A 21,203-nucleotide genomic window follows, 5' to 3' on the forward strand; every position below is an offset into this window, starting at 1 on the left:
TTACGGCTGATTTGGCACTAAATCTCATGCCAAGCATTGCAACAATTTCCCTTCCTGAATCCAACCGTGCATCCGCCCGTAATCTGCCACGGAGTCCGGGAGCCGACACCCGCTCCACGGTTTGGCTCGATAGCCTGGCCGAACCGCTTGACCATGCTCCAGCAAGCGTTGACCTTCTTCAGAAATTTGCTTCTGACGGATTGACGCGGATCGGTGTCGCTGAAGAACTGGGCGGCGATGGCGGTTCCTGGGCCGACGCGGCTGAATCAATTGCGGAGTTGGCTCAACGTTCGCTCACGGCCTCTTTCGTTCTATGGAGCCACCGAACCTATATCGAGTGCGTCGTGCGCAGTAACAACCCCGCGCTACGCGACCGGGAACTGCCAAAACTGCTTGCCGGCGAGTGGGCTGGTGCGATCGGCATGTCCAATGCAATGAAATTCGTTTGCGGCCTGGAGCCCCTGGAAGTCATCGCCCGGCAGGCCGACCGGGCGCAGGGCCAACAGTGGCTTATCGACGGCACCCTTCCCTGGGTCACGAATCTTCGTGCCGGAGGGTTCAGTGTTGCGGCTGCGGCGCAACCGGCAACTCCCGGCCCAGTGCCGGTGTTCTCATTTCGCTCGGACTTGCAAGGCGTGCGCCGCAGCCAGGATCTCGTATTGATGGGCCTGCGCGGCAGTGACGTGGCAGCCGTCGAGCTGGAAGGAGTCTTCGTCGGGTCTGAACACAGGCTGCACGACAACCTGACTGTCTGGCTTCCTCAAGTCAGACCCCAGTTCCTCGGATTCCAATGCGGGATGTCGATCGGGCTGGCGCGAGCCAGCATCGCGGCAGCGCAAGAGCGCGTCGGCCGCCGCGAAGTGCTGCGCGCACCGCTCGCCACACTGCACCTCGCACTGGAGAAGGACACCGGAGAGCTGCTGGGCGGTCTCCAAAGCGGTGTGTTCAGCAGTGACCCTGCGGCTCTGTTCCGTTTGAGAATCGCGCTTGCGCGGCATGTGCAGCAGGCTTTGTATCTCGAACTGCAGGCCTGGGGTGGTCAAGCCTATCTTGACGATCAGGCCCCCGGATTCGCGCGACGCTGGAGAGAGTCGGCATTTATTCCTGTTATCACGCCAAGCCTCGCGCAGTTGGAAATCCAACTGAGCTTGCTCAACCGGCAGGCATCTGATACGCCCTAAAACAAAGAATCTGCGCCTTCCGCCCGTCGAGCATACGGGCGATGATTGAGCGACCATGTCTGGTCGCTTGATTCAATCCCTCGTTCTGTCCGCCGCTTGCCTGCTAGCAGGTGTTGCATTTGCGCAGTCCGTTCCCGCCTCGCAGGACATGGCAGCCCGTGTCGCGGCCTGTACGACCTGTCATGGCCGTGAGGGACGGGCCACGAACTCCGAGTATTTCCCCCGTCTGGCGGGAAAGCCGGCTGGTTATCTGTTCGAGCAGTTGCGCAACTTTCGCGACGGGCGCCGCCAGCAAACATATATGAATGGCCTGCTGGCGAATATGTCAGATGCTTATCTGCGTGACATTGCCGAATATTTTGCGTCGCTGGACTACCCCTATCCACCACCACCGGCTTCTTCAATGCCATCGCAGCAGCTTGCACGTGGAAAGACGCTGGTATTCAGCGGCGATCCGGCACGCGACATCCCCGCGTGCGCAAGCTGTCATGGCGAAGCATTGACAGGCGCACTGCCGAGCGTTCCGAGCTTGCTCGGACTGCCGCGAATATATGTGGCCGCGCAGTTGGGGGCTTGGGTGACGGGTCAGCGCCGGGCGATCGCTCCCGATTGCATGGCAGAAGTCGGACGCAAGCTGAACAGCGAAGACATTCAGGCTGTGGTGGCATGGCTTGAGATTCAACCCGTACCAATGGACAACAAGCCTGTTGTAGCGCTGCCGGCCAAGCCGACTATGCCCTGCAGCGCCATGGAGACCCATCCATGAAAGCGCACCGCAGACTTTGGTTGGTATTGCTCGTCCTGACCGTCACGCTCATAGCGCTTGCTGCCACGGTAATCATGCTCAACAAGCGCGGCGAGGCCTCCATCGTGAGCGATGCCGTACCATCGACGTTTTCACCGGATCAGATTGAACGCGGCCGCTATCTGGCGCTGGCTGGCAACTGCGCGAGCTGCCATACAACGCGCGGAGGTGCTGAATACGCTGGCGGGCTCGGCATCAAGACGCCCTTCGGGACCATCTACGCGAGCAATCTCACGCCGGATCCAAGCACCGGCATAGGCACTTGGTCGCCAGATCACTTTTGGCGTGCCATGCACAATGGCCGGGCCCGGGATGGGCGGTTGCTATACCCGGCTTTTCCGTATACGAGCTACACCCAGATCACGCGCGAGGACTCTGATGCCATCTATGCGTGGCTGCGCACCTTGCCTCCTGTCTCCAAGGAAAATAAGGCTCACGCTTTGGGCTTTCCCTACAACACTCAGGCGGCACTGGCGGTGTGGCGTGCGCTGTACTTCCGTCCTGACGGCTTCGCAGCGCAAAGTCAGCGATCTGAGGAATGGAATCGCGGCGCCTATCTCGTTAATGGGCTGGGCCATTGCATCGCCTGCCACGGCGCTCGCAATAGCCTGGGAGCAACCACCAACTGGGATCGCCTGGATGGAGGACAGTTGCCCGGCGAGGGTTGGTATGCGCCGGCGCTTGACTCCGACGCGGAAGCGGGCCTGAAGAGTTGGCCGACCGCTGAGGTCGTGGCGCTGCTGAAGACCGGTGTCACGCCTCGTGCATCAGTGTCTGGCCCGATGGCAGAAGTGGTGTATCGCAGCACTCAGCATTTGAGCGAGAGCGATCTTCATGCAATGGCTGTCTATCTCCAAGCGCTTCCATCGCACGGCTCGGCGATGCAGCAGCCCGTGCCGTTGCAGCGCAGTGGGGCGCTGATGCAGCGCGGCGAAAAGATCTACTCGCTGCATTGTGCTTCCTGCCACGGGGAGTCGGGAGAAGGCAAGACAGGCATGTATCCCCCCTTGGCTGCGAACCGCGCGGTGAATCTTGCCAGCCCATCCAACCCGATGCAGATGCTGCGGTTCGGCGGATACGCTCCGACCACCGAAGGCAATCCCCGTCCTTACGGAATGCCGCCATTTGGTCATGTGCTCGCTGATGAGGACATTGCTGCGGTGCTGACCTATGTGCGAGGCAGCTGGGGAAATAACGCTCCGGAGGTTTCTATGCTCCAGGTGATGCGGCGCTGATGCGCGCTGGAGTCTTCGTTAATGGATCGATCATGCGGAAATTTCTCAGCTCCCTGCAAGCCGTTCTCTGGGCATTGATTGGCCTTGGGGGACGTCGTACCGACGCCGACAAAAGAGCGGATCAAGGCAGTCTCGCCTGGATCCTCGTACTGGCCGTCGTGTTCGTGCTGTTGCTTGTCGGTGGACTGGTCGGAACAGCGAAGTGGGCGGCAGGATGGTGAGTGTCCTGCGACTTGAGTACTGCCGTTAATACGCGTCGCTATCCGCGATTAATAGAGTGCGCATCTGATTTCGCCAAAAAGCCAGTCTTTGAAAATCTGGATTTTCTCCAGATGGCGCTCATTTGTGCGCTGCGAAAAAAAGTGAATCTCAGCTTCGAATTGTTGAAATGTCTTGATTCCGAGAATGATCAACTCGCCTCTTGAGAGCTCGCGTTCTGCGAGTCGCGTGCTCTCAAGTGCAATTCCGACACCATCAACCGCAGCAGATACAGACATCGCAGCACGGTCAAATGACAGCCGCGTCTGCGATCGCATATCAAGTTGATTGCGCGCGAACCAATCATGCCAGGTCACCGGATTGAGCTGTGATTCGATCAATGTCATTTGTGTGATTTGATCGGCAAGCGGAAGTCCATGTTTGCGCAGCGCCGGAGCGCACATGGGCACGATCAGTTCCTTCCCCATGGGAGTGATATCGACACCTGGGCGCTGCACGGCTCGGCCATATGAAATAAGCACATCCAATTCCCGTGCCGTGGTGAGATCCAATGGCTCAGCGCCTGTAGAGAGACGGATGGTGATAGATGGGTGATCCCGCATGAATTTTGGCAGCCTCGGCCCCAGCCACTTGGACGCCAGACTGGGCGCACAGTGGACTGTGAGCACCTGCCCTTCGGGGGCCAGTCCGACCTCGTTGCAACTGGCTTCCAGAGCATCGAAGACTCGGCTGAGACCTTGATGCAGGCGCCGGCCCTCGGGAGTGACTTCCACCTGGCGATGCAGGCGAACAAATAGGCGCCGTCCGAGGAGTTCTTCAAGTTCCTTGACCTGGTGGCTGATGGCTGATGGCGTCAAGTGCAACTCATGCGCTGCGCGCGTGAAGCTCTGTAGCCGAGCCGCTGCCTCGAACGCGCGAAGCAGCACAAAGTTGGGGATACGTCTCATACGCCTTCTTGTCCTTGTTCCAGGTCAAACCTAGAGCCGGTTGCTCATTCGCATGAGCCGCTGATGCTGCCTCCAATTATCCAACGAGATGCATCTTGCGTGGTTCTATCGGGCTCTTTTTGGGTGCTCATGTGAATCTGATTCATCTATGACTTGAACACCTATCGTTTGTCACCGATCAAGGCGGCGGCGATGATTTGGGTGTCCGGAATTGCGAGTGTCTCGATCAATTCTGGTGAGACCTGTAACCCGCACCAAGACGTGGATGGTCAATTCAATGGGGGTGCCAGCGCAGCCCGGAATTTCGATACCTAGATTCGCCAGGAGACAAGCCATGGACGAGAAATCAGACAAGCCGTCAATGGGTGCGGCGCCGAAAAAAATCATCCCCTATGGGGGATATTTTCTGAACAAAGTCCCAGATCCAGATATGGAGCTGACCGCCGTGGGACCAGGCACACCCATGGGGGAATACATGCGGCGTTTCTGGACGCCGGTATGTATGGTTGCCGAACTTACCGATACGCCTCTATTCGTGCGCATCTTGGGTGAGGATCTCGTGGCATTCCGTGACAAGAGCGGCCGGGTAGGTGTACTGCATGCTCATTGCGCACATCGCGGAACCTCGCTCGAGTATGGTTCTATTCAGGAGCGTGGCATCCGCTGCTGTTATCACGGCATGGTCTGGGATATCGACGGCACCTGCATCGAAGTGCCCTTTCCCAAAGGTGAGGAAAAGGACGCGGAAAAATACGCCTGCACCGTGCGTCAGGGGGCATACCGCGCAGTCGAGTACCACGGCCTGGTATTCGCCTACATGGGCGACCCCGAAAAAGAACCGCCTTTCCCGAAGTGGGAAGAAAACTTCACGGTGGCTCCGGGCGACGAGCTTGTGCCGTATACCAACTGGCAGCATTGCAACTGGCTGCAGGTTCAGGACAACGCTGCCGACAATTTCCACACCGCCGCCTTGCACGCAGCCAAGTATGTGGTCGATGGCCGGTTCCAGGAAACCACCTTCAATGAGACCAGCTACGGCGCACTCGAAGTCGCGCCTGACATGCATTTCGTGCCTGTACATGGGGGACGCGGCCTGGCCTGTTTCGGCGCGCGGCGCGTCAATCCTGATCGGATATTTGTGCGCGTCCAGCATCAGGTGCTGCCTAACATCAGCCTGCATGCCTACGTTCATGAAGATGGTTCCGAGCGCAAGGTCTTTGGCCGCTTGAACATCGTGCGTTGGACGGTGCCGGTCGATGACGTCAACAGCAAGATGATCGGCTGGCAGATCATGGGCCCTGGCATCGACGTGCGTAGCAAGCAACGGCGTGAGCTGGTGGGATACGAGAGCATCGACTTTCTCGATGGACAGGTTGCCATGCGACGTCCTGAGCGATTTGGGAAATACAAGCTCGAAGACCTGCCACCGATTCCTTCCAACCATCGTGAACGAGCCGCATACAAGGATGCCCAGTATGCGCCCGGCGACTACGAGGCGATCATCAGCCAGCGCCCCATCGCGGTTCATGCGCTGGAGCATCCGACCAAGTTCGATTCCGGGGTCTATATCTTCAGAAAGATGCTCCGCGACGGCCTGCGCGGCGCCAACCCTCCTGCCAGCGCCGACGGCTTCCTGCAATGGTTCCAAACCGAGGGCGGGGCGCCGAACAGCTTCTGCTCCGACTACGTGTTGGACATCCCGGAGGGAAAGACCATCGAGGAAGAGGTCGAGCGCCGACGCCATCTGACCAAGCGGATTGCAGAAATTCTCACGGAAAGCGACGCGCTCAAAGGGCAGGCGCGAGACGTATTCGTGAAGCAGCGGGTCTCGGAGCTGGAGCGCTCCATGCAAGCCGCTTAACCCCACTCACCGATAGCCCGTGCCGTGTGTGCAGGCACGGGCAAATCCAGGCCTTAGGAAATCGTCATGTCTACATCTTCTCAAGGTGCAGCTTCGTCTTCGCGACTGAAGTTGCTTATCCGCTCGATCACATACGAAGCCACCGGGATCCGCTCGTATGAGCTGGTCGATCCTGCCGGCGAGCCGCTGCCGCCAGTCGAGGCGGGTTCGCACATCGACATCCATGTACCGAATGGCCCGACGCGCCAGTATTCGTTGTGCAACGACCCTTCCGAACGCCACCGCTACGTCATTGCTGTGTTGCGAGATGAGTGGGGGCGCGGTGGCTCCAAAGCCATCCACGATCAACTGCAGGTGGAGCAGATTGTTGAAGTGAGCCGTCCCCGGAACAACTTCAGTCTGGTGTCTGGCGCGAGGAAGCACATCTTGGTTGCAGGCGGCATCGGTGTCACGCCGCTGAAAGCGATGGCACACCAATTGCAGATTGATGGCGAAGACTATCAGTTGCACTACTGTGCCAAGACCGAGGCGCATGCAGCGTTTTTCAAGGAACTCCAGACCGAGCTCGACCCTGCACGCATTGCATTCCACTTCGACAGGGGAAATCCTGTCGATGGCCTTGATATCCAGGCCCTCCTGAAGGTGCAGCCCGAGGGAGCGCATCTCTATTTCTGCGGCCCCGGCGGCTTCATGGCTGCTTGCGAGAAAGCTTCTGTGCATTGGGATGCAGGCACGGTGCATTCCGAGCACTTCAAAGCCCCTGTGCCTCCACCTGCATCGCCCGAAGCGTTGGCTCAGGCGCACCAAGGCCAATCTGGCGATGCCGAGTTCTCGGTGAAGCTCGCCAGCACTGGTGCTGTGTACGGCGTACCCGCAGATCGCAGCATCGTGCAAGTCCTGGCCGAGGCTGGTGTGGCCGTTGAAACCTCCTGCGAGGCCGGGCTCTGTGGCGCTTGCAAGGTCGGCTATCTCGAAGGTGAAGTTCAGCACAACGACTTCATTCTCAGCGACGACGAACGCAGAACATGCCTGACTGCATGCGTTTCCCGGGCCACCAGCTCGGTTCTCGTACTCGATCTCTAGGGCTGCAGGCCGAATTTTCGAGCGAGGCGCTTCCGGTCAACGGAATCAAGTTTTTGACGCACAGGATGAAGCATGGCTGGACGGATGCAAGACAAGGTGGTGATCGTCACCGGCGCGGGATCGTCGGGAGAGGGCTGGAGCAACGGCAAGGCTGCGGCAGCACTCTATGCGCGCGAAGGGGCGAAGGTATTCGCCGTGGACTACCGGATCGAGGCGGCCCGGGACACGCAACGCGTGATTGAGTCGGAGGGGGGGCAATGTGTGGCCTTTAGGGCCGATGTATCGAGCGCGTCCGACATCGAGGACATGGTGGAAGCGTGCATCGCCAAGTATGAGCGCATCGACGTGCTGCACAACAACGTCGGCATTGTCGAGACAGGTGGTCCGGTCGAAACGTCCGAAGCAAGTTGGGATCGAGTGATCGCAGTCAACCAGACTAGCGTCTTCCTCACCTGCAAACATGTGATTCCGCACATGCTTGCGCATCGGTCCGGCTCCATCGTCAATATCGCGTCCATTGCCGCCGTGCGCTGGCTCGGCTTTCCCTATCTTGCCTACAGCGCAGCCAAAGCGGCCATGGTGGCAATGACTTCCAACATGGCCGTCCAGTATGCGGCCTCCGGCATCCGCGCGAATTGCGTGCTGCCCGGGTTCATGAACACACCGCTCATCCGCGAACCGCTTGCCAAGACCTATGGCGGCAATGTCGATTCGATGATCGAGCAGCGCGACAAGCTGACACCGAGCGGAAAGATGGGCGACGCTTGGGATACCGCCTATGCCGCGCTCTATCTCGCCAGCGACGAGTCCCGTTACGTCACCGGCACGACGCTGGTCGTTGATGGCGGGCTCACTGCGCGCTGCGCCTAAAGCGCGGCCTCCAACACTTTCGGGTTCTTTCTACAACTACTGGAGACAAACCATGAGCATTTCCCGTCGCGACCTCTTGAAGGCAACTTCCGCTGTTGGCTTGGCCGGCTTTGCCGGCTCGGCCGCCCGCGCCCAGGCAGGCACTTTCAACTACAAGGTGGCCACCAATGTGCCGGTCACGCACCCCATCTACATCCGGCTGACGGAGGCCACAGAAAAGATCAAGGCCGAGACTGGCGGGAAGGTCAACATTCGTGTGTTCCCGAACGGGCAGCTCGGCTCGGATACCGACATGCTCAGCCAGGTACGCTCTGGCGGCATCGAGTTCCTGACGGTGCCCGGCGTCGTGCTTGCAAATCTGGTGCCGATGGCCTCTCTCAACAGCGTGGGCTTTGCCTTTGCTGACTATCCCGCCGTCTGGAAAGCCATGGACGGTGATCTTGGAAAATACATCCGCGCTCACATTGCCAAGGTCAATCTCGTTGTCTTCGACAAGGTTTGGGACAACGGTTTCCGCCACATCACGTCGTACAAGACCGTCAATGCGCCGGCCGATCTTGCCAGCCTCAAGATCCGCGTTCCCCAGAGCCCATTGCTGGTATCGCTGTTCAAGTCGTTGAAGGCGGCGCCCACACCCATCAATTTCAACGAACTCTACAGCTCCCTGCAAACCAAGGTGGTCGAGGCCCAGGAAAACCCACTGCCTCTGATTTCGACAGCCAAGCTCTACGAAGTGCAGAAATCGTGTGCACTCACCAGCCATGTCTGGGATGGCTACTGGCTTGTCAGCAACAAGCGTGCCTTCGAAGCCATCCCATCCCCAATGCGCGAGATCGTCTCGAAGCATTTCGAGGCAGCTGCTCTGGCCCAACGAGCGGACAGCGAGAAGCTGGCGGTCTCGCTGCAGGACGAGCTCGCGGGCAAAGGCATGGTTTTCAATAAGCCAGATCCGGCACCGTTTCGTGCAGCACTGCAAGAGGCCAAGTTCTACGCCGAGTGGAAGAGCAAGTTCGGCGCCGAGGCATGGGCGCAATTGGAGTCGGCAGTGGGTAAGCTGGCCTGAGACGGCCGCGAGCTTCTGAAGAATGGGTTCACGCATGGCTAATCCGCACATCATCGGCTGGGGACACACCAGCTTCGGCAAACTGGATCAGGTCGGACTGGAGCCGTTGATTCGGGATGCAGCCCTGCCGGCGCTTGCCATGGCCAATGTCGATGCCGCCGACATTGACGGCATTTTCGTCGGGACATTCAACGGCGGATTTGTCAACCAAGACTTTAGCGCCTCGCTCGTCGCGGTGGCTATGCCCGAGTTCCGGCATACGCCCGCCGTGCGACTGGAGAATGCCTGCGCCACTGGGTCCGCCGCGATCTGGGCGGCGCTGGATGCGCTGGAGAGTGGCCGCGTCAAGCGTGCCTTGGTCATCGGGTTCGAGAAGATGAACACGCTTCCAGCTGCCCAGATTGGCGAAGTTCTCCTGAAGTGCTCCTATGTTGCGCAGGAGGGGGGAACGCCGGGAGGCTTCGCGGGCGTCTTTGGCGGGATCGCTGCAGAGTATTTCCAGCGCTTCGGCGATCAATCAGACGCACTCGCTGCCATTGCAGCCAAGAACCATAGCAATGGCGTGGACAACCCCTATGCCCATATGCGCCGGGATCTCGGATACGAGTTCTGCCGTAACGTATCCGACAAGAATCCGCTGTTGGCGGGGCCGCTCAAGCGTTCGGACTGCTCTCTGGTGTCGGACGGCGCCGCAGCCATGGTGCTGTCCATGGAACCACAGTCGGGTGCGCCATCCGTTCGTTGGCGTTCCCGTACCCAGGTCAACGAGTTTCTGCCACTGTCCATGCGAGACCCTACGCGCTTCGAAGGCGCCGCGCTTGCCTGGTCGCGTGGCCTGGCGAGTGCAGGCGTATCACTCGCCGACCTCGACCTGGTCGAAACGCACGATTGCTTCACCATTGCGGAATTGCTCGAATACGAGGCCATGGGTCTTGCGCCCCATGGACAAGGGGCGCGAGTGATTCTGGACGGTGTCACGGCCAAGGACGGGAAGCTACCCGTCAATCCCTCTGGAGGCTTGAAGTCGCGGGGACACCCCATCGGAGCCACCGGTGTGTCCATGTATGTCATGCTTGCGATGCAACTGGCCGGTCAGGCCGGCGCCATGCAAATTCGCGATGCAGGGGTGGGCGCAGCCTTCAACATGGGTGGCGCGGCAGTGGCGAACTATCTCAGTGTGCTGGAGGCGGCATGAATCCAGCGCAGACCATGAATCTGGGCTGTCTGCTGCGGCAAACGGCGCTGCTGTTTCCAGACAAGCCAGGCCTTATCCATGGCGAGCAACAATGGACCTGGGGTGAAATTGACCGACGTGTAGACGCCATGGTGGCTGCCTTACGCGGCCTGGGTTTGGGCAAAGGCGACAAAATCCTGGTGCAGTCGCGCAACAACCTCCAATTGTTCGAGAGCTGTTGGGTCGCCTTTCGTCTGGGCTGTGTCTGGGTACCGACCAACTTCCGCCTGACGCCTGCAGAGGTGGCCTATCTGGGTGCTTCCAGCGGTGCGAAGGCGGTCATCTACGAGGCGGACTTTCCCGCCCATGTCGATGCAGTCCGGCTGGCCTCTAGCGAGTTAACGCATGTCGTATGCATCGGTGAGCCGCGTACGGGTGAGCACAGCTACGAAGAACTGGCAAGCCGCCATACGGGAGAGTGGCAGGAGCCTGCCACCGTGGGCTATGACGACCCACTTTGGTACTTCTATACGTCGGGTACTACCGGCAAGCCCAAGGCTGGAGTGCTTACGCATGGGCAGATGGCTTTTGTGGTTACCAACCATCTCGCCGACCTCATCCCAGGCACGACGGAGCGTGATTGCTCGATAGCGGTCGCACCGCTGTCGCACGGAGCCGGCATCCATGCCTTGCTGAATGTCGCGCGTGGCGCGTGCACCGTGCTGATGCCGAGTGAGAAGCTTGATCCCGACTTGTTCTGGCAACTGGTGCAAACCCACAAGGTCAGCAACCTGTTCACCGTGCCGACCATCGTGAAGATGTTGGTGGAACATCCCTCCGTCGATCAATACGACCACAGTTCGCTACGTTACATGGTCTATGCCGGGGCGCCGATGTACCGGGCCGATCAGAGATTGGCGCTGAGAAAACTCGGCAACGTACTGGTGCAATATTTCGGTCTGGGTGAAGTCACCGGCTGCATCACGGTGCTGCCTCCCGCGATGCATTCGGCCGATGACGACGACGTCAATGCCAACATCGGCTCTTGCGGCCGCCCACGCACCGGGATGGAAGTAGCGGTGCTGGATGAAAACCTCGCACGGGTTCCGATGGGCGTTGTGGGCGAGATCTGCTGCCGAGGCCCCGGCGTTTTCTCTGGCTATCACAACAACCCTGGTGCAACGGAAAAAGCACTGCACGGTGGCTGGTTCCATACCGGTGACCTGGGGAAGATGGATGCGCGCGGTCTGCTCTACATCACAGGTCGCGAGTCAGATATGTATATCTCGGGCGGATCGAACGTCTATCCGCGCGAGGTGGAAGAAGTTCTGCTGCAACACCCCGGCGTGGCCGAGGTGGCCGTGCTGGGCGTGCCAGACCCCAAGTGGGGTGAAGTTGGCGTGGCTGTCGTCGTGCGCAGTAAGCATGCTGCGCCGGTAACGCCTGAGGACCTGCTGGAACACCTGGACGGGCGCTGCGCTCGCTATCGCTGGCCCCGGCATATCTTCTTCTGGGAAGTGTTGCCGAAATCAGGCTACGGCAAGATCACCAAGAAGGACGTTCGGCAGGCCCTTTACGAGCGTGGAGATATATCGCCATGAACGTCGGCATCATCGGGTTGGGTGCCATGGGGCTGGGCGTGGCGCGTGTGCTGCTTGGTAAGGGCTTTGCAGTGCATGGCTGTGATGTGCGGCAGCAAGCACTGGATGCATTTGCTGCCGCAGGTGGTCAAGCGCACCAGACGCCAGCCGCGCTAGCTTCCAAATGCTCGGTGGTGATGGTGTTCGTCGTCAATGCGCAGCAGACGTTGCAGGCGATGTTTGGTGAAGGAGGCGCCGCACGCGCGCTGCCTCCTGGGGCGGCTGTGATCTGTTGCGTGACCGCCGCCCCGGAATTCATGCAAACGCTCGGCAAGGTGCTTGCCGAAGGGGAGATTCTGCTGCTGGAAGCTCCTGTGAGCGGCGGCGTGCAAGGCGCGGCGGAAGGCAAGCTGACGCTGATGACTTCTGGGCCGCCAGCGGCCTATCACGTGTGCGAAGACATTCTCCAGGCCATCGCCAAGAAGGTCTATCGGTTGGGTGGTGTCTACGGCGCAGCTTCCAAGATCAAACTCATCAACCAGCTATTGGTGAGCGTCCATATCGCTGCGGCGGCAGAGGCCATGGCGCTGGGGTTGCGCGAAGGCGTGAATCCCGAGGTGCTGCACGAGGTGATCACGAACAGCGCCGGCAATTCCTGGGCCTTCGCGGATCGCGTGCCACGCATCCTGAGCGGCGGCTACATGCCACCGCACACCGCCCTCGACATCTTCGTCAAGGATCTGGAACTGGTGCTCGATGCTGCCCGCACCAGCCACTTTCCACTGCCGTTGACCACAGCGGCATATCAGATGTTTGCCAGAGCATCTTGTGACGGCCTCGGTGGCGAGGACGACACCGCGGTGATCAAGACCTTTCCAGGAATCTCCCTGCCAGGCCATCGCGGCTTGCAGTGAGCCCAGGGCCGGATGAAGCAGATGTTCCGGTCGCGTATAGCTGATTCAACAAAAAGGAGACACATATGCATCCCGAAAACCAAACTGCGCGCGCTCACCAGCGTTGGCTGCAAAGGGGAGGTGCGATATGAGCATTTCCTCTAACGAATTGCATGGTCACGGGCCCATGCCTGTCGCTCGCAGCGGTGTACTTTCTCCGATTGACCGATTTTTTGGGGCGATCGTCGATGCGGCAGCTGCGCTGCTCGTGGTCGTCGAAATTGGCGTGCTGCTCTGGGGCGTAATCTCGCGCTTCATCTTGCACGCCCCACTGGTGTGGTCCGACGAACTTGCCTCCATTCTGTTCATGTGGCTTGCAGCGTTGGGGGCGGTCTGCGCATTGCGCCGTGGCGAGCATATGCGGATGACCGCCGTCGTCAGCAAACTGAGCGCCGAGCGCCAGGCGCTGTTCGAAGCGATAGGGATTGCCGCATGCCTGGCCTTCCTGGCAATCGCGGCTTGGCCCGCATGGGAATATGCCAGCGAGGAAGCCGTCGTCACAACCCCTGCACTGGAGCTGTCGAACGCGTGGCGCGCAGCGGCGCTGCCGGTGGGAATTGGACTGATGGCGCTATTTGGCAGTATGAGGCTCCTGAACACGACTAGCCCGAAGCATTTGTTCCATGCTGTCATTTCGGTGGTGGTCATCGTGGGTGCCTTCTGGTTCGCCCGTCCGTTGTTCGAGGATCTGGGCAATGTCAATCTTGTTATTTTCTTCGTGGGTGTTACGGCACTATGCGTCTTTTCCGGCGTCCCGATCGGGTTTTCGTTTGGTCTAGCAACCTTTGGCTACCTTGCGTTGTCAACGAGCACGCCTCTGCCAGTGGTCATTGGTCGCATGGATGAAGGCATGTCGCACCTGATCCTGCTGGCAGTGCCGCTTTTTGTTTTCCTGGGCTTGCTGATCGAGATGACCGGCATGGCCAAGGCTATGGTGGCATTCTTGGCGAGTTTGCTGGGCCACGTCAAAGGCGGTCTGTCCTACGTGCTGATCGGTGCCATGTATCTGGTTTCCGGCATTTCCGGTTCGAAGGCGGCCGATATGGCAGCCATAGCTCCAGCTCTGTTCCCTGAGATGAAGAAACGCGGCGCCGAGGAGGGAGATTTGGTGGCATTGCTGGCTGCTACTGGAGCACAGACCGAGACCGTGCCGCCCAGCTTGGTGCTTATCACCATTGGCTCTGTTACCGGTGTCTCCATCGCGGCCTTGTTCACGGGCGGACTGGTACCAGCTGTGGTGTTAGGTTTGGTGCTGTGTCTGGTGGTGTGGCGCCGCTATCGGCATGAGGATCTGAGCCATGTGACGCGCGCACCATGGAAAGATGTTCTACGACTGTTTGTCATAGCGCTGCCCGCGCTGGCCTTGCCCTTCATCATCCGTGCTGCGGTGGTTGAAGGCGTGGCAACGGCTACCGAGGTCTCAACCCTCGGCATTGGCTACGCGATTCTGGCTGGCTTGCTCATCTATCGCCAGTTCCCTTGGCGTCAGCTGCGCGGGGCATTAGTCAGTACGGCATCGCTGTCAGGTGCAATTCTGTTCATCATCGGGACGGCGACTGCGATGGCATGGGGGCTGACTCAATCGGGTTTCTCGGACAGTCTGGCTAACCTGATGAAAGCCCTGCCAGGCGGAATTCCGATGTTCCTGTTTGCATCGATCGTGGCTTTCATCATTCTCGGTGCAGTGTTGGAGGGGATTCCGGCTATCGTGCTGTTTGGGCCGCTGCTTTTTCCCATTGCGCGTGACGTCGGAGTGCATGAAGTGCATTACGCCATGATAGTAATTCTCTCCATGGGGCTGGGCCTGTTCGCACCACCTTTGGGTGTTGGCTACTACGCAGCCTGCGCTATCGCGCGTGTGAATCCCGATGCGGGCATAAAACCCATCATCGGCTACATGCTTGCATTGCTGATCGGCATCATTGTTATCGCTGCCGTGCCGTGGTTCTCGATCGGCTTTCTCTGATCGGCATGGAAAGCGATGGAGCCGCCTGTGCTTTTGCCACTGGTTCTGATCACCGGCATTGGCTGGGGCGCAGTTCGCTTCGGCGCGTTGCCCGCGCCAACAGCTGCGGGGCTCCTTGCATTCCTGCTGTGTGCGGCGCTTCCATGCCTGCTCTTAAACCTGCTGCTGGGAGTAGCCGAATTGACTTTGGCAGAGCCGTTCGGTGACACGGTGCAGATGCTGGCGGACGCTGCACTACCGGTTGCCTCTTTCGCGCTCGGCGCGTTGATAGCCAGAAGATAGCGGGCACTTTGCATGGTGCATCTGATAGCCGTATTGATCTGAATGGTGCCACTTTTGGGTTCATGTGAACCTGATTCATGCGTCGCTTGAACAAGCATCGTTTGTCATTCAAACGTCGTAAAGCGATCATTTCCTGACCCTCAATTGGGTCTTCCTGACCCTCAATTGGGTCTTCACAACGAAAGGACGGAGATATGTCTGAAGTCATGGAAATGCCAGTGAAATCGCCCCTGCTCAACGATGGTCGCAAGTCGATCTACCAGCCGGAACAAGAAGGGTTGATCTACCCCGAGGAGCCCACATTTTCGAGCGTCGAAGAAGAGCGCCGCCACCTCAAGGAGCGCTTGGTCGGTGCCTGCCGTGCTTTCGCGCTGCAAGGTTACGACTACGGGTTTGCCGGCCACCTGACCGTGCGTGACCCCGCCAATCCGAGTCTGTACTGGACCAACCCGATGGCAGTGCATTTCTCGCAGGTGAAGGTATCGAACCTGATTTGTGCAGACCACCAGGGCAATGTCGTCGAAGGCAAGCACGCCATCAACCGCGCCGGCTTCGTGCTGCACGCTGCCGTGCATGAGCATCACAAGGACATCGTGGCCATGTGCCATGCCCACACGCTGTACGGCACTGCCTTCGCTGCACTGGGCAAGAAACTGGAGCCGATCTCGCAGGACGCTGCGGCGTTCTATGAGGATCACGTCGTCATTGGCGACGAGGCCGGTCAGGTGGCCGTCGAAGTGAAGGCTGGCCACAAGGTCGCCAATGCCTTCGCTGGCGTCAAGGCCGCTATTCACCAGAATCACGGTCTGCTCACCGCGAGCCGTCACAGCATCGAATCAGCCGCCTTCTGGTTCATCGCGTTGGAACGCTGCTGCCAGCAGCAGCTGATGGTGGAGGCCACCGGTGTCACGCCGCGCTTGGTCACGCCTGAGCGTTCGCGCTACAGCCGCGAGCATGTCGGCAGCGACTACATCGGCTGGCTGCACTTCCAGCCGATCTGGGAAGACCTGGTTGCCACGCAGCCCGACATGTTCTCGTAATCGCCACTGGGGAGCACATAGCAACATGAAGGTTTTCTACGACAAGGACGCGGATCTTTCGCTCCTCAAATCGCGCAAGGTGGCGATCATTGGCTTTGGCTCCCAAGGCCATGCCCACGCACAGAATCTGCGCGAGAGCGGCATCGACGTTCGCGTCGGCTTGCGCCAGAAAGGCGCGTCGTGGGCCAAGGCCGAGGCGGCCCAGCTCCAGGTGCGTACGGTTGCCCAGGCGGTCGCCGAAGCCGATCTGGTGATGATGCTGATTCCGGACGAGACCATCGCCGATGTCTACCGGGCGGAAGTCGAGCCCAACATTCGCCAGGGGGCGGTGCTGGCTTTCGCGCACGGGTTCAACATCCACTATGGTCAGTTGGAGCCGCGTGCCGACCTCGATGTGATCATGATCGCACCGAAGGCCCCCGGCCACACGGTGCGCGCTACCTATTCTGCAGGCGGTGGCGTTCCCAGCCTCGTCGCCGTGGCGCAGGACCGCTCGGGCAATTCGCACAACATCGCCCTGGCATACGCCGCCGCCATTGGCAGCGGCCGAGCCGGCATCATCGAGACCAATTTCCGCGAAGAAACGGAAACGGATCTGTTTGGTGAGCAGGTCGTGCTGTGCGGCGGCATGGTGGAGTTGGTGAAGGCAGGCTTCGACACCCTGGTGGACGCCGGTTACGCACCCGAGATGGCCTACTTCGAGTGCCTGCACGAACTCAAGCTGATGGTCGATCTGATGTACGAGGGCGGCATTGCCACCATGAACTACGGCATCTCGAACAACGCGGAGTTCGGTGAGTACCGTGTGGGGCCGAAGATCATCACCGATCAGACCCGCCAGGCCATGCGCGACGTGCTGGCCGAGGTGCAGAACGGTGAATACGCGAAGGCCTTCATCCTGGAAAGCCGCGCTGGCGGGCCTGTGCTGCGTTCGCGCCGCCGCCTCGATGCGGAGCATCCCATCGAGCAAGTGGGCGCCAAGCTGCGCGCCATGATGCCGTGGATTGCCCGCAACCGTATGGTGGATACGTCACGCAACTGAAAGGGCTTCAGCCCATTTCCCATGCGCCGTGCGCGCAGCCTCCAGCACTGGGCGCGCGGCATTTCTTTCCTATTGCTGAATCACCAGGAGACACTCCATGAGCACGAAGCAAGAACAGCAAGAAGCCCATCGCAGCACCGGCGGCGGTGCTGCTGCTGTGGTCAAGAAGCTGATTCCCTACGGCGGCTATTACCAGAACCGGGTTCCGGCGCATGATCCGGAACTCACCGAAGTTGGGCCGGGTACGCCCATGGGCGAGTACCTGCGGGGCTTCTGGCATCCGGTCTGCATGTCGATCGAGCTGACCGACACGCCGCATTACCTCAAGATTCTCGGCGAAGAGCTGGTGGCTTTCCGTGACGGCAGTGGCGCTATCGGCCTGCTGCACGCGCACTGTGTGCACCGCGGCGCTTCGCTGGAGTATGGCGCCATCATGGAGCACGGCATTCGCTGCTGCTACCACGGCATGGTCTTTGACGTCGACGGCACCTGCCTGCATGCTCCCTTCGCTAAGGGGGAAGAGAAGGAAGCTGAAAAATACGCTTGCTCTATCCGCCAAGGCGCCTACAAGGCTGTGGAGCGTCACGGCCTGATCTTCGCCTACATGGGGCCGCCGGAGAAAGAGCCTCCGTTCCCCGAATGGGAGGGCAATTTCACCGTGGCTGAGGGCGACGAATTGGTTGCCTACAGCAACTTCCAGCATTGCAACTGGCTGCAGGTGCAAGATAACGCTGCCGACAATTTCCACACCGCCGCGCTGCATTCGTCCAAAAACGTGGTGGGCGGGCACTACCAGGAAACGACCTTCGACGAAGTTGGTGCTGCCTCGATGGAGGTTGGCCCCGACATGCAGTTCATCCCGATCCACGGTGGCCGCGGCCTGGCATGCGCCGGCGCTCGCCGGTCGAGCAAGGATCACATGTTCGTGCGCGTCCAGCATCAGGTGCTGCCGAACCTGAGCTTGCACGCCTACACCTCCGAGGACGGCCAGAAGAAAAAGCTCTTCAGCCGCTTCCACATCATCCGCTGGACGGTTCCCGTCGATGACGAGAATGCCAAGATGATCGGCTGGCGTGTGATGGGCCCCGGCATCGACACCCGCAATGTCGGTAACAAGGCGCTGGTGGGCTACGAAACCATCGACTTCCTCGATGGCCAAGTGGCATTGCGTCGCCCGGATCGCTTTGCCAACGGCAAGACCTCGCAGGACATCGTTCCTATCCCCTCCGATCACCGTGCGCGCGCGAGCTACAAGAGCGCCCAGTATGCCCCTGGCGACTACGAGGCCATCATCAGCCAGCGTCCCATCGCTGTCCACGCGCTGGAGAACCCGACGAAGCTGGATGCCGGCCTGTATCAGTTCCGCAAGATGCTGCGGGACGCGGTGCGCGGCACCAATCCCGCAGCTGGAGCAGAGGGCTTTGCTGAATGGTTCCGCTCGATGGGTGGTGCGCCGAACAGCTATTGTTCCGGCAACGTGTTCGAACTGCCCGAGGGTGAAACCATGGAGCAGGAGGTCAAGCGCCGCCGCTTCCTGGCCAAGGGAGTGGTCACCATCCTGACGGAGAGTGACAAGCTCAAGGGCGAAGAGCGCGCCAAGTTTGTGCGCGAGAAGTTCGAAGCGCTCGAAGCTGAGGCGCAGCAGCAGCGCTGACGCCTCTTGTCAAAGCTCTGCCTCGGAAGTTCAGCCATGCTGGCTTCCGGGGCGGAGGTTCTCGGATGACAGGTCTCTTTGCGGAGGCCTGTTTCTGGGAGGTTGATATTCCGGCGACTGGCCCACGATAGTCAGCCTGGGAGTGCGTGTGGTAGCTCACACGCATCGCAAGAAATATAAGGCTGCACCGCAGTCAGGAGACAAGATGACCACTGCCACAACCCTTGGAGGGCTGGATGCTGTCGCTTCGTTGGTGGCGCAGTACCCGCAAGTCCCGGGAGCGCTGTTGCCCCTGCTTCATGCAGTGCAGGACTTGCTCGGCTATATCCCGGACGACGCGGTGCCTTTGATCGCAAAAGGCTTGAATCTGTCGCGGGCCGAGGTGCATGGCGTTATCACCTACTACCACTATTTCCGCAGCAAGCCCACCGGCCGCACCGTGATACAGGTATGCCGCGCTGAGGCTTGCCAGGCTTGCGGTGCGGATGCGTTGCTGGCCCATGCCGAGCAGGTGCTCGGGTGCAAGTCGCATCACACCAGCGACGACGGGGCATACACATTGGAGCCGGTGTATTGCCTGGGCATGTGCGCCTCATCGCCCGCCATCATGGTGGATAACCAATTGCACGCTCGGGTGACGCTGAAGAAGTTCAATCAGCTGATAGCGACCAACCCAGGGGAGGGCGTATGAGCGGAGCCATCAAGGTTTTCGTGCCACGTGACTCAGCGGCGCTGGCTGTAGGCGCCAACGAAGTGGCCACCGTACTGCAGATCGAGTGCTTGCGCCGGGGCTTGAACATTGAGATCGTGCGCAACGGCTCGCGTGGGCTGTTCTGGCTGGAACCTCTGGTTGAGGTAGAGACTCCGCAAGGCCGTGTGGCATATGGCCCGGTAGCGCCGGATGATGTGACTTCGCTGCTTGACGCGCAACTATTGGCAGGCGGCGGACATGCATTGAGCCAGGGCTTGACTGAGCAAATTCCCTATCTTGCCAAGCAAGAGCGCCTGACCTTCGCGCGCATGGGGATAACGGATCCGCTCTCCTTGCAGGACTATGAGACGCATGGCGGGTGGGAGGGGCTGAGGCGCGCCAGCGTCCTGGACGGTGAGGCCATTGTGCAGCAAGTGGTCGACTCCGGGTTGCGGGGACGGGGGGGAGCAGCCTTTCCCACCGGCATCAAGTGGCAGACGGTGCGCAAGGCCAATGCAACCCAGAAATACATAGTCTGCAACGCCGACGAAGGCGACTCGGGGACATTCTCTGATCGCATGGTCATGGAGGGCGATCCCTACATGCTGGTTGAGGGCATGACCATTGCGGCAATGGCCGTGGGTGCCACACAGGGGTATGTCTATATCCGTTCCGAATACCCTCATGCCATAGCCGTGATGAACGAGGCCATTTCTCGCGCCACAACTGCCGGCTATCTGGGGAACGATGTACTTGGATCGGGCAGGGCTTTTCGCCTTGAGGTGCGCAAGGCCGCGGGTGCCTACGTTTGCGGCGAAGAAACAGCGATGCTGGAAAGCATTGAGGGCAGGCGAGGCATTGTGCGTGCCAAGCCGCCGTTGCCGGCGCTGCAGGGTCTCTTCGGACAGCCCACCGTCATCAACAACGTGATCAGCCTTGCCTGCGTACCTCTCATACTTGCTCGCGGCGCGGCCTTCTATCGCGACTATGGCATGGGCCGTTCGCGTGGCACCTTGCCATTCCAACTGGCCGGCAACATCCGGAACGGCGGCCTGGTCGAGAAAGCCTTTGGCCTCACGCTGCGCGAATTGCTCTACGACTTTGGCGGCGGTAGCCGCTCGGGTCGGCCGATCAAAGCCGTGCAGGTCGGCGGGCCGTTGGGCACCTATGTGCCCGACTCGCAGTGGGACATTCCTATCGACTACGAGGCCTATGCGGCCGTTGGTGCGGTTGTGGGTCACGGTGGCTTGGTGGTGCATGACGATACCGCCGACATGGCCAAGTTGGCGCGCTATGCCATGGAGTTTTGTGCGATCGAGTCCTGCGGTAAGTGCACGCCGTGTCGTATCGGTTCGACGCGCGGCATGGAGGTGATCCACCGAATCGCCGACGACCGCGATCAGCAGGTGACGCTGCTGCGTGATCTGTGCGACACGATGCTTCACGGCAGCCTGTGCGCCATGGGAGGCATGACGCCATATCCCGTGCTCTCCGCGCTCAACCACTATCCCGAGGATTTCGGCATCGAAATGCCGCAAGAACATACATCCTAGGAGA

19 protein-coding genes are annotated in these 21,203 nt (G+C 60.0%); 18 read left to right on the forward strand and 1 reads right to left on the reverse strand.

The window, feature by feature from the left end:
• Window positions 1-26: 26 nt before the first annotated feature.
• The 4 genes from ISG32_RS22970 to ISG32_RS22985 are packed head-to-tail and all read left to right on the forward strand — an operon-like array spanning window position 27 to window position 3,442.
• Complete coding sequence (locus ISG32_RS22970; RefSeq protein ID WP_194773357.1) at window positions 27-1,181, forward strand: acyl-CoA dehydrogenase family protein; 1,155 nt, start codon at window positions 27-29, stop codon at window positions 1,179-1,181.
• 55 nt (window positions 1,182-1,236) lie between these two features.
• Window positions 1,237-1,947, forward strand: a complete 711-nt coding sequence (locus tag ISG32_RS22975; protein ID WP_194773358.1) for a c-type cytochrome — start codon at window positions 1,237-1,239, stop codon at window positions 1,945-1,947.
• Window positions 1,944-3,221, forward strand: coding sequence for a c-type cytochrome (locus tag ISG32_RS22980; protein ID WP_194773359.1), 1,278 nt, complete (start codon window positions 1,944-1,946; stop codon window positions 3,219-3,221). The genes ISG32_RS22975 and ISG32_RS22980 overlap by 4 nt, the downstream gene beginning before the upstream one ends.
• A gap of 32 nt (window positions 3,222-3,253) precedes the next feature.
• Complete coding sequence (locus ISG32_RS22985) at window positions 3,254-3,442, forward strand: DUF2970 domain-containing protein (protein WP_194773360.1); 189 nt, start codon at window positions 3,254-3,256, stop codon at window positions 3,440-3,442.
• 48 nt (window positions 3,443-3,490) lie between these two features.
• On the opposite strand, the gene ISG32_RS22990 is transcribed toward ISG32_RS22985, so the two are convergent.
• Window positions 3,491-4,387, reverse strand: a complete 897-nt coding sequence (locus ISG32_RS22990) for a LysR substrate-binding domain-containing protein (RefSeq protein ID WP_194773361.1) — start codon at window positions 4,385-4,387, stop codon at window positions 3,491-3,493.
• A 334-nt stretch (window positions 4,388-4,721) separates the two neighbouring features.
• Between ISG32_RS22990 and ISG32_RS22995 the strand changes: the two genes are divergently transcribed.
• From ISG32_RS22995 to ISG32_RS23060, 14 genes are all read left to right on the forward strand, one after another.
• Window positions 4,722-6,248 carry a Rieske 2Fe-2S domain-containing protein gene (locus tag ISG32_RS22995; RefSeq protein WP_194773362.1) on the forward strand — a complete coding sequence of 509 codons (1,527 nt, stop codon included), beginning with the start codon at window positions 4,722-4,724 and terminating at the stop codon, window positions 6,246-6,248.
• Window positions 6,249-6,314: 66 nt separating this feature from the next.
• Window positions 6,315-7,331 carry a PDR/VanB family oxidoreductase gene (locus ISG32_RS23000; RefSeq protein ID WP_194773363.1) on the forward strand — a complete coding sequence of 339 codons (1,017 nt, stop codon included), beginning with the start codon at window positions 6,315-6,317 and terminating at the stop codon, window positions 7,329-7,331.
• A gap of 72 nt (window positions 7,332-7,403) precedes the next feature.
• On the forward strand, window positions 7,404-8,201 hold the full coding sequence (locus ISG32_RS23005; RefSeq protein WP_194773364.1) for an SDR family NAD(P)-dependent oxidoreductase: 798 nt from the start codon (window positions 7,404-7,406) through the stop codon (window positions 8,199-8,201).
• A 52-nt stretch (window positions 8,202-8,253) separates the two neighbouring features.
• Window positions 8,254-9,264 (forward strand): TRAP transporter substrate-binding protein, encoded by a 1,011-nt coding sequence (locus ISG32_RS23010; protein WP_194773365.1) that lies wholly within the window; start codon window positions 8,254-8,256, stop codon window positions 9,262-9,264.
• A gap of 34 nt (window positions 9,265-9,298) precedes the next feature.
• Window positions 9,299-10,459: an acetyl-CoA acetyltransferase gene (locus ISG32_RS23015; RefSeq protein ID WP_194773366.1), complete on the forward strand. Its 1,161-nt coding sequence runs from the start codon at window positions 9,299-9,301 to the stop codon at window positions 10,457-10,459.
• The gene (locus ISG32_RS23020; RefSeq protein ID WP_194773367.1) at window positions 10,456-12,039 is read left to right on the forward strand and encodes an acyl-CoA synthetase; all 1,584 of its coding nucleotides are present in this window, start codon (window positions 10,456-10,458) and stop codon (window positions 12,037-12,039) included. Before ISG32_RS23015 ends, ISG32_RS23020 begins: the two co-directional genes overlap by 4 nt.
• On the forward strand, window positions 12,030-12,932 hold the full coding sequence (gene ltnD, locus ISG32_RS23025) for an L-threonate dehydrogenase (protein ID WP_194773437.1): 903 nt from the start codon (window positions 12,030-12,032) through the stop codon (window positions 12,930-12,932). The genes ISG32_RS23020 and ltnD overlap by 10 nt, the downstream gene beginning before the upstream one ends.
• Window positions 12,933-13,059: 127 nt before the next feature.
• Entirely contained in the window at window positions 13,060-14,937 is a 1,878-nt protein-coding gene (locus tag ISG32_RS23030; RefSeq protein ID WP_194773368.1) for a TRAP transporter large permease, read from the forward strand.
• A gap of 27 nt (window positions 14,938-14,964) precedes the next feature.
• The gene (locus ISG32_RS23035; protein ID WP_194773369.1) at window positions 14,965-15,219 is read left to right on the forward strand and encodes a hypothetical protein; all 255 of its coding nucleotides are present in this window, start codon (window positions 14,965-14,967) and stop codon (window positions 15,217-15,219) included.
• Between the two features lie 194 nt (window positions 15,220-15,413).
• The gene (locus ISG32_RS23040; RefSeq protein ID WP_194773370.1) at window positions 15,414-16,259 is read left to right on the forward strand and encodes a class II aldolase/adducin family protein; all 846 of its coding nucleotides are present in this window, start codon (window positions 15,414-15,416) and stop codon (window positions 16,257-16,259) included.
• A gap of 25 nt (window positions 16,260-16,284) precedes the next feature.
• Window positions 16,285-17,301: a ketol-acid reductoisomerase gene (gene ilvC, locus ISG32_RS23045; RefSeq protein ID WP_194773371.1), complete on the forward strand. Its 1,017-nt coding sequence runs from the start codon at window positions 16,285-16,287 to the stop codon at window positions 17,299-17,301.
• Window positions 17,302-17,398: 97 nt separating this feature from the next.
• Window positions 17,399-18,955 carry a Rieske 2Fe-2S domain-containing protein gene (locus ISG32_RS23050; protein ID WP_194773372.1) on the forward strand — a complete coding sequence of 519 codons (1,557 nt, stop codon included), beginning with the start codon at window positions 17,399-17,401 and terminating at the stop codon, window positions 18,953-18,955.
• Between the two features lie 205 nt (window positions 18,956-19,160).
• Window positions 19,161-19,646 carry a formate dehydrogenase subunit gamma gene (locus tag ISG32_RS23055; RefSeq protein ID WP_194773373.1) on the forward strand — a complete coding sequence of 162 codons (486 nt, stop codon included), beginning with the start codon at window positions 19,161-19,163 and terminating at the stop codon, window positions 19,644-19,646.
• The gene (locus ISG32_RS23060; protein WP_194773374.1) at window positions 19,643-21,199 is read left to right on the forward strand and encodes a formate dehydrogenase beta subunit; all 1,557 of its coding nucleotides are present in this window, start codon (window positions 19,643-19,645) and stop codon (window positions 21,197-21,199) included. The genes ISG32_RS23055 and ISG32_RS23060 overlap by 4 nt, the downstream gene beginning before the upstream one ends.
• Window positions 21,200-21,203: the final 4 nt, after the last annotated feature.

The organism is Diaphorobacter caeni, assembly GCF_015354245.1.
Classification (GTDB): domain Bacteria; phylum Pseudomonadota; class Gammaproteobacteria; order Burkholderiales; family Burkholderiaceae_C; genus Diaphorobacter_A; species Diaphorobacter_A caeni.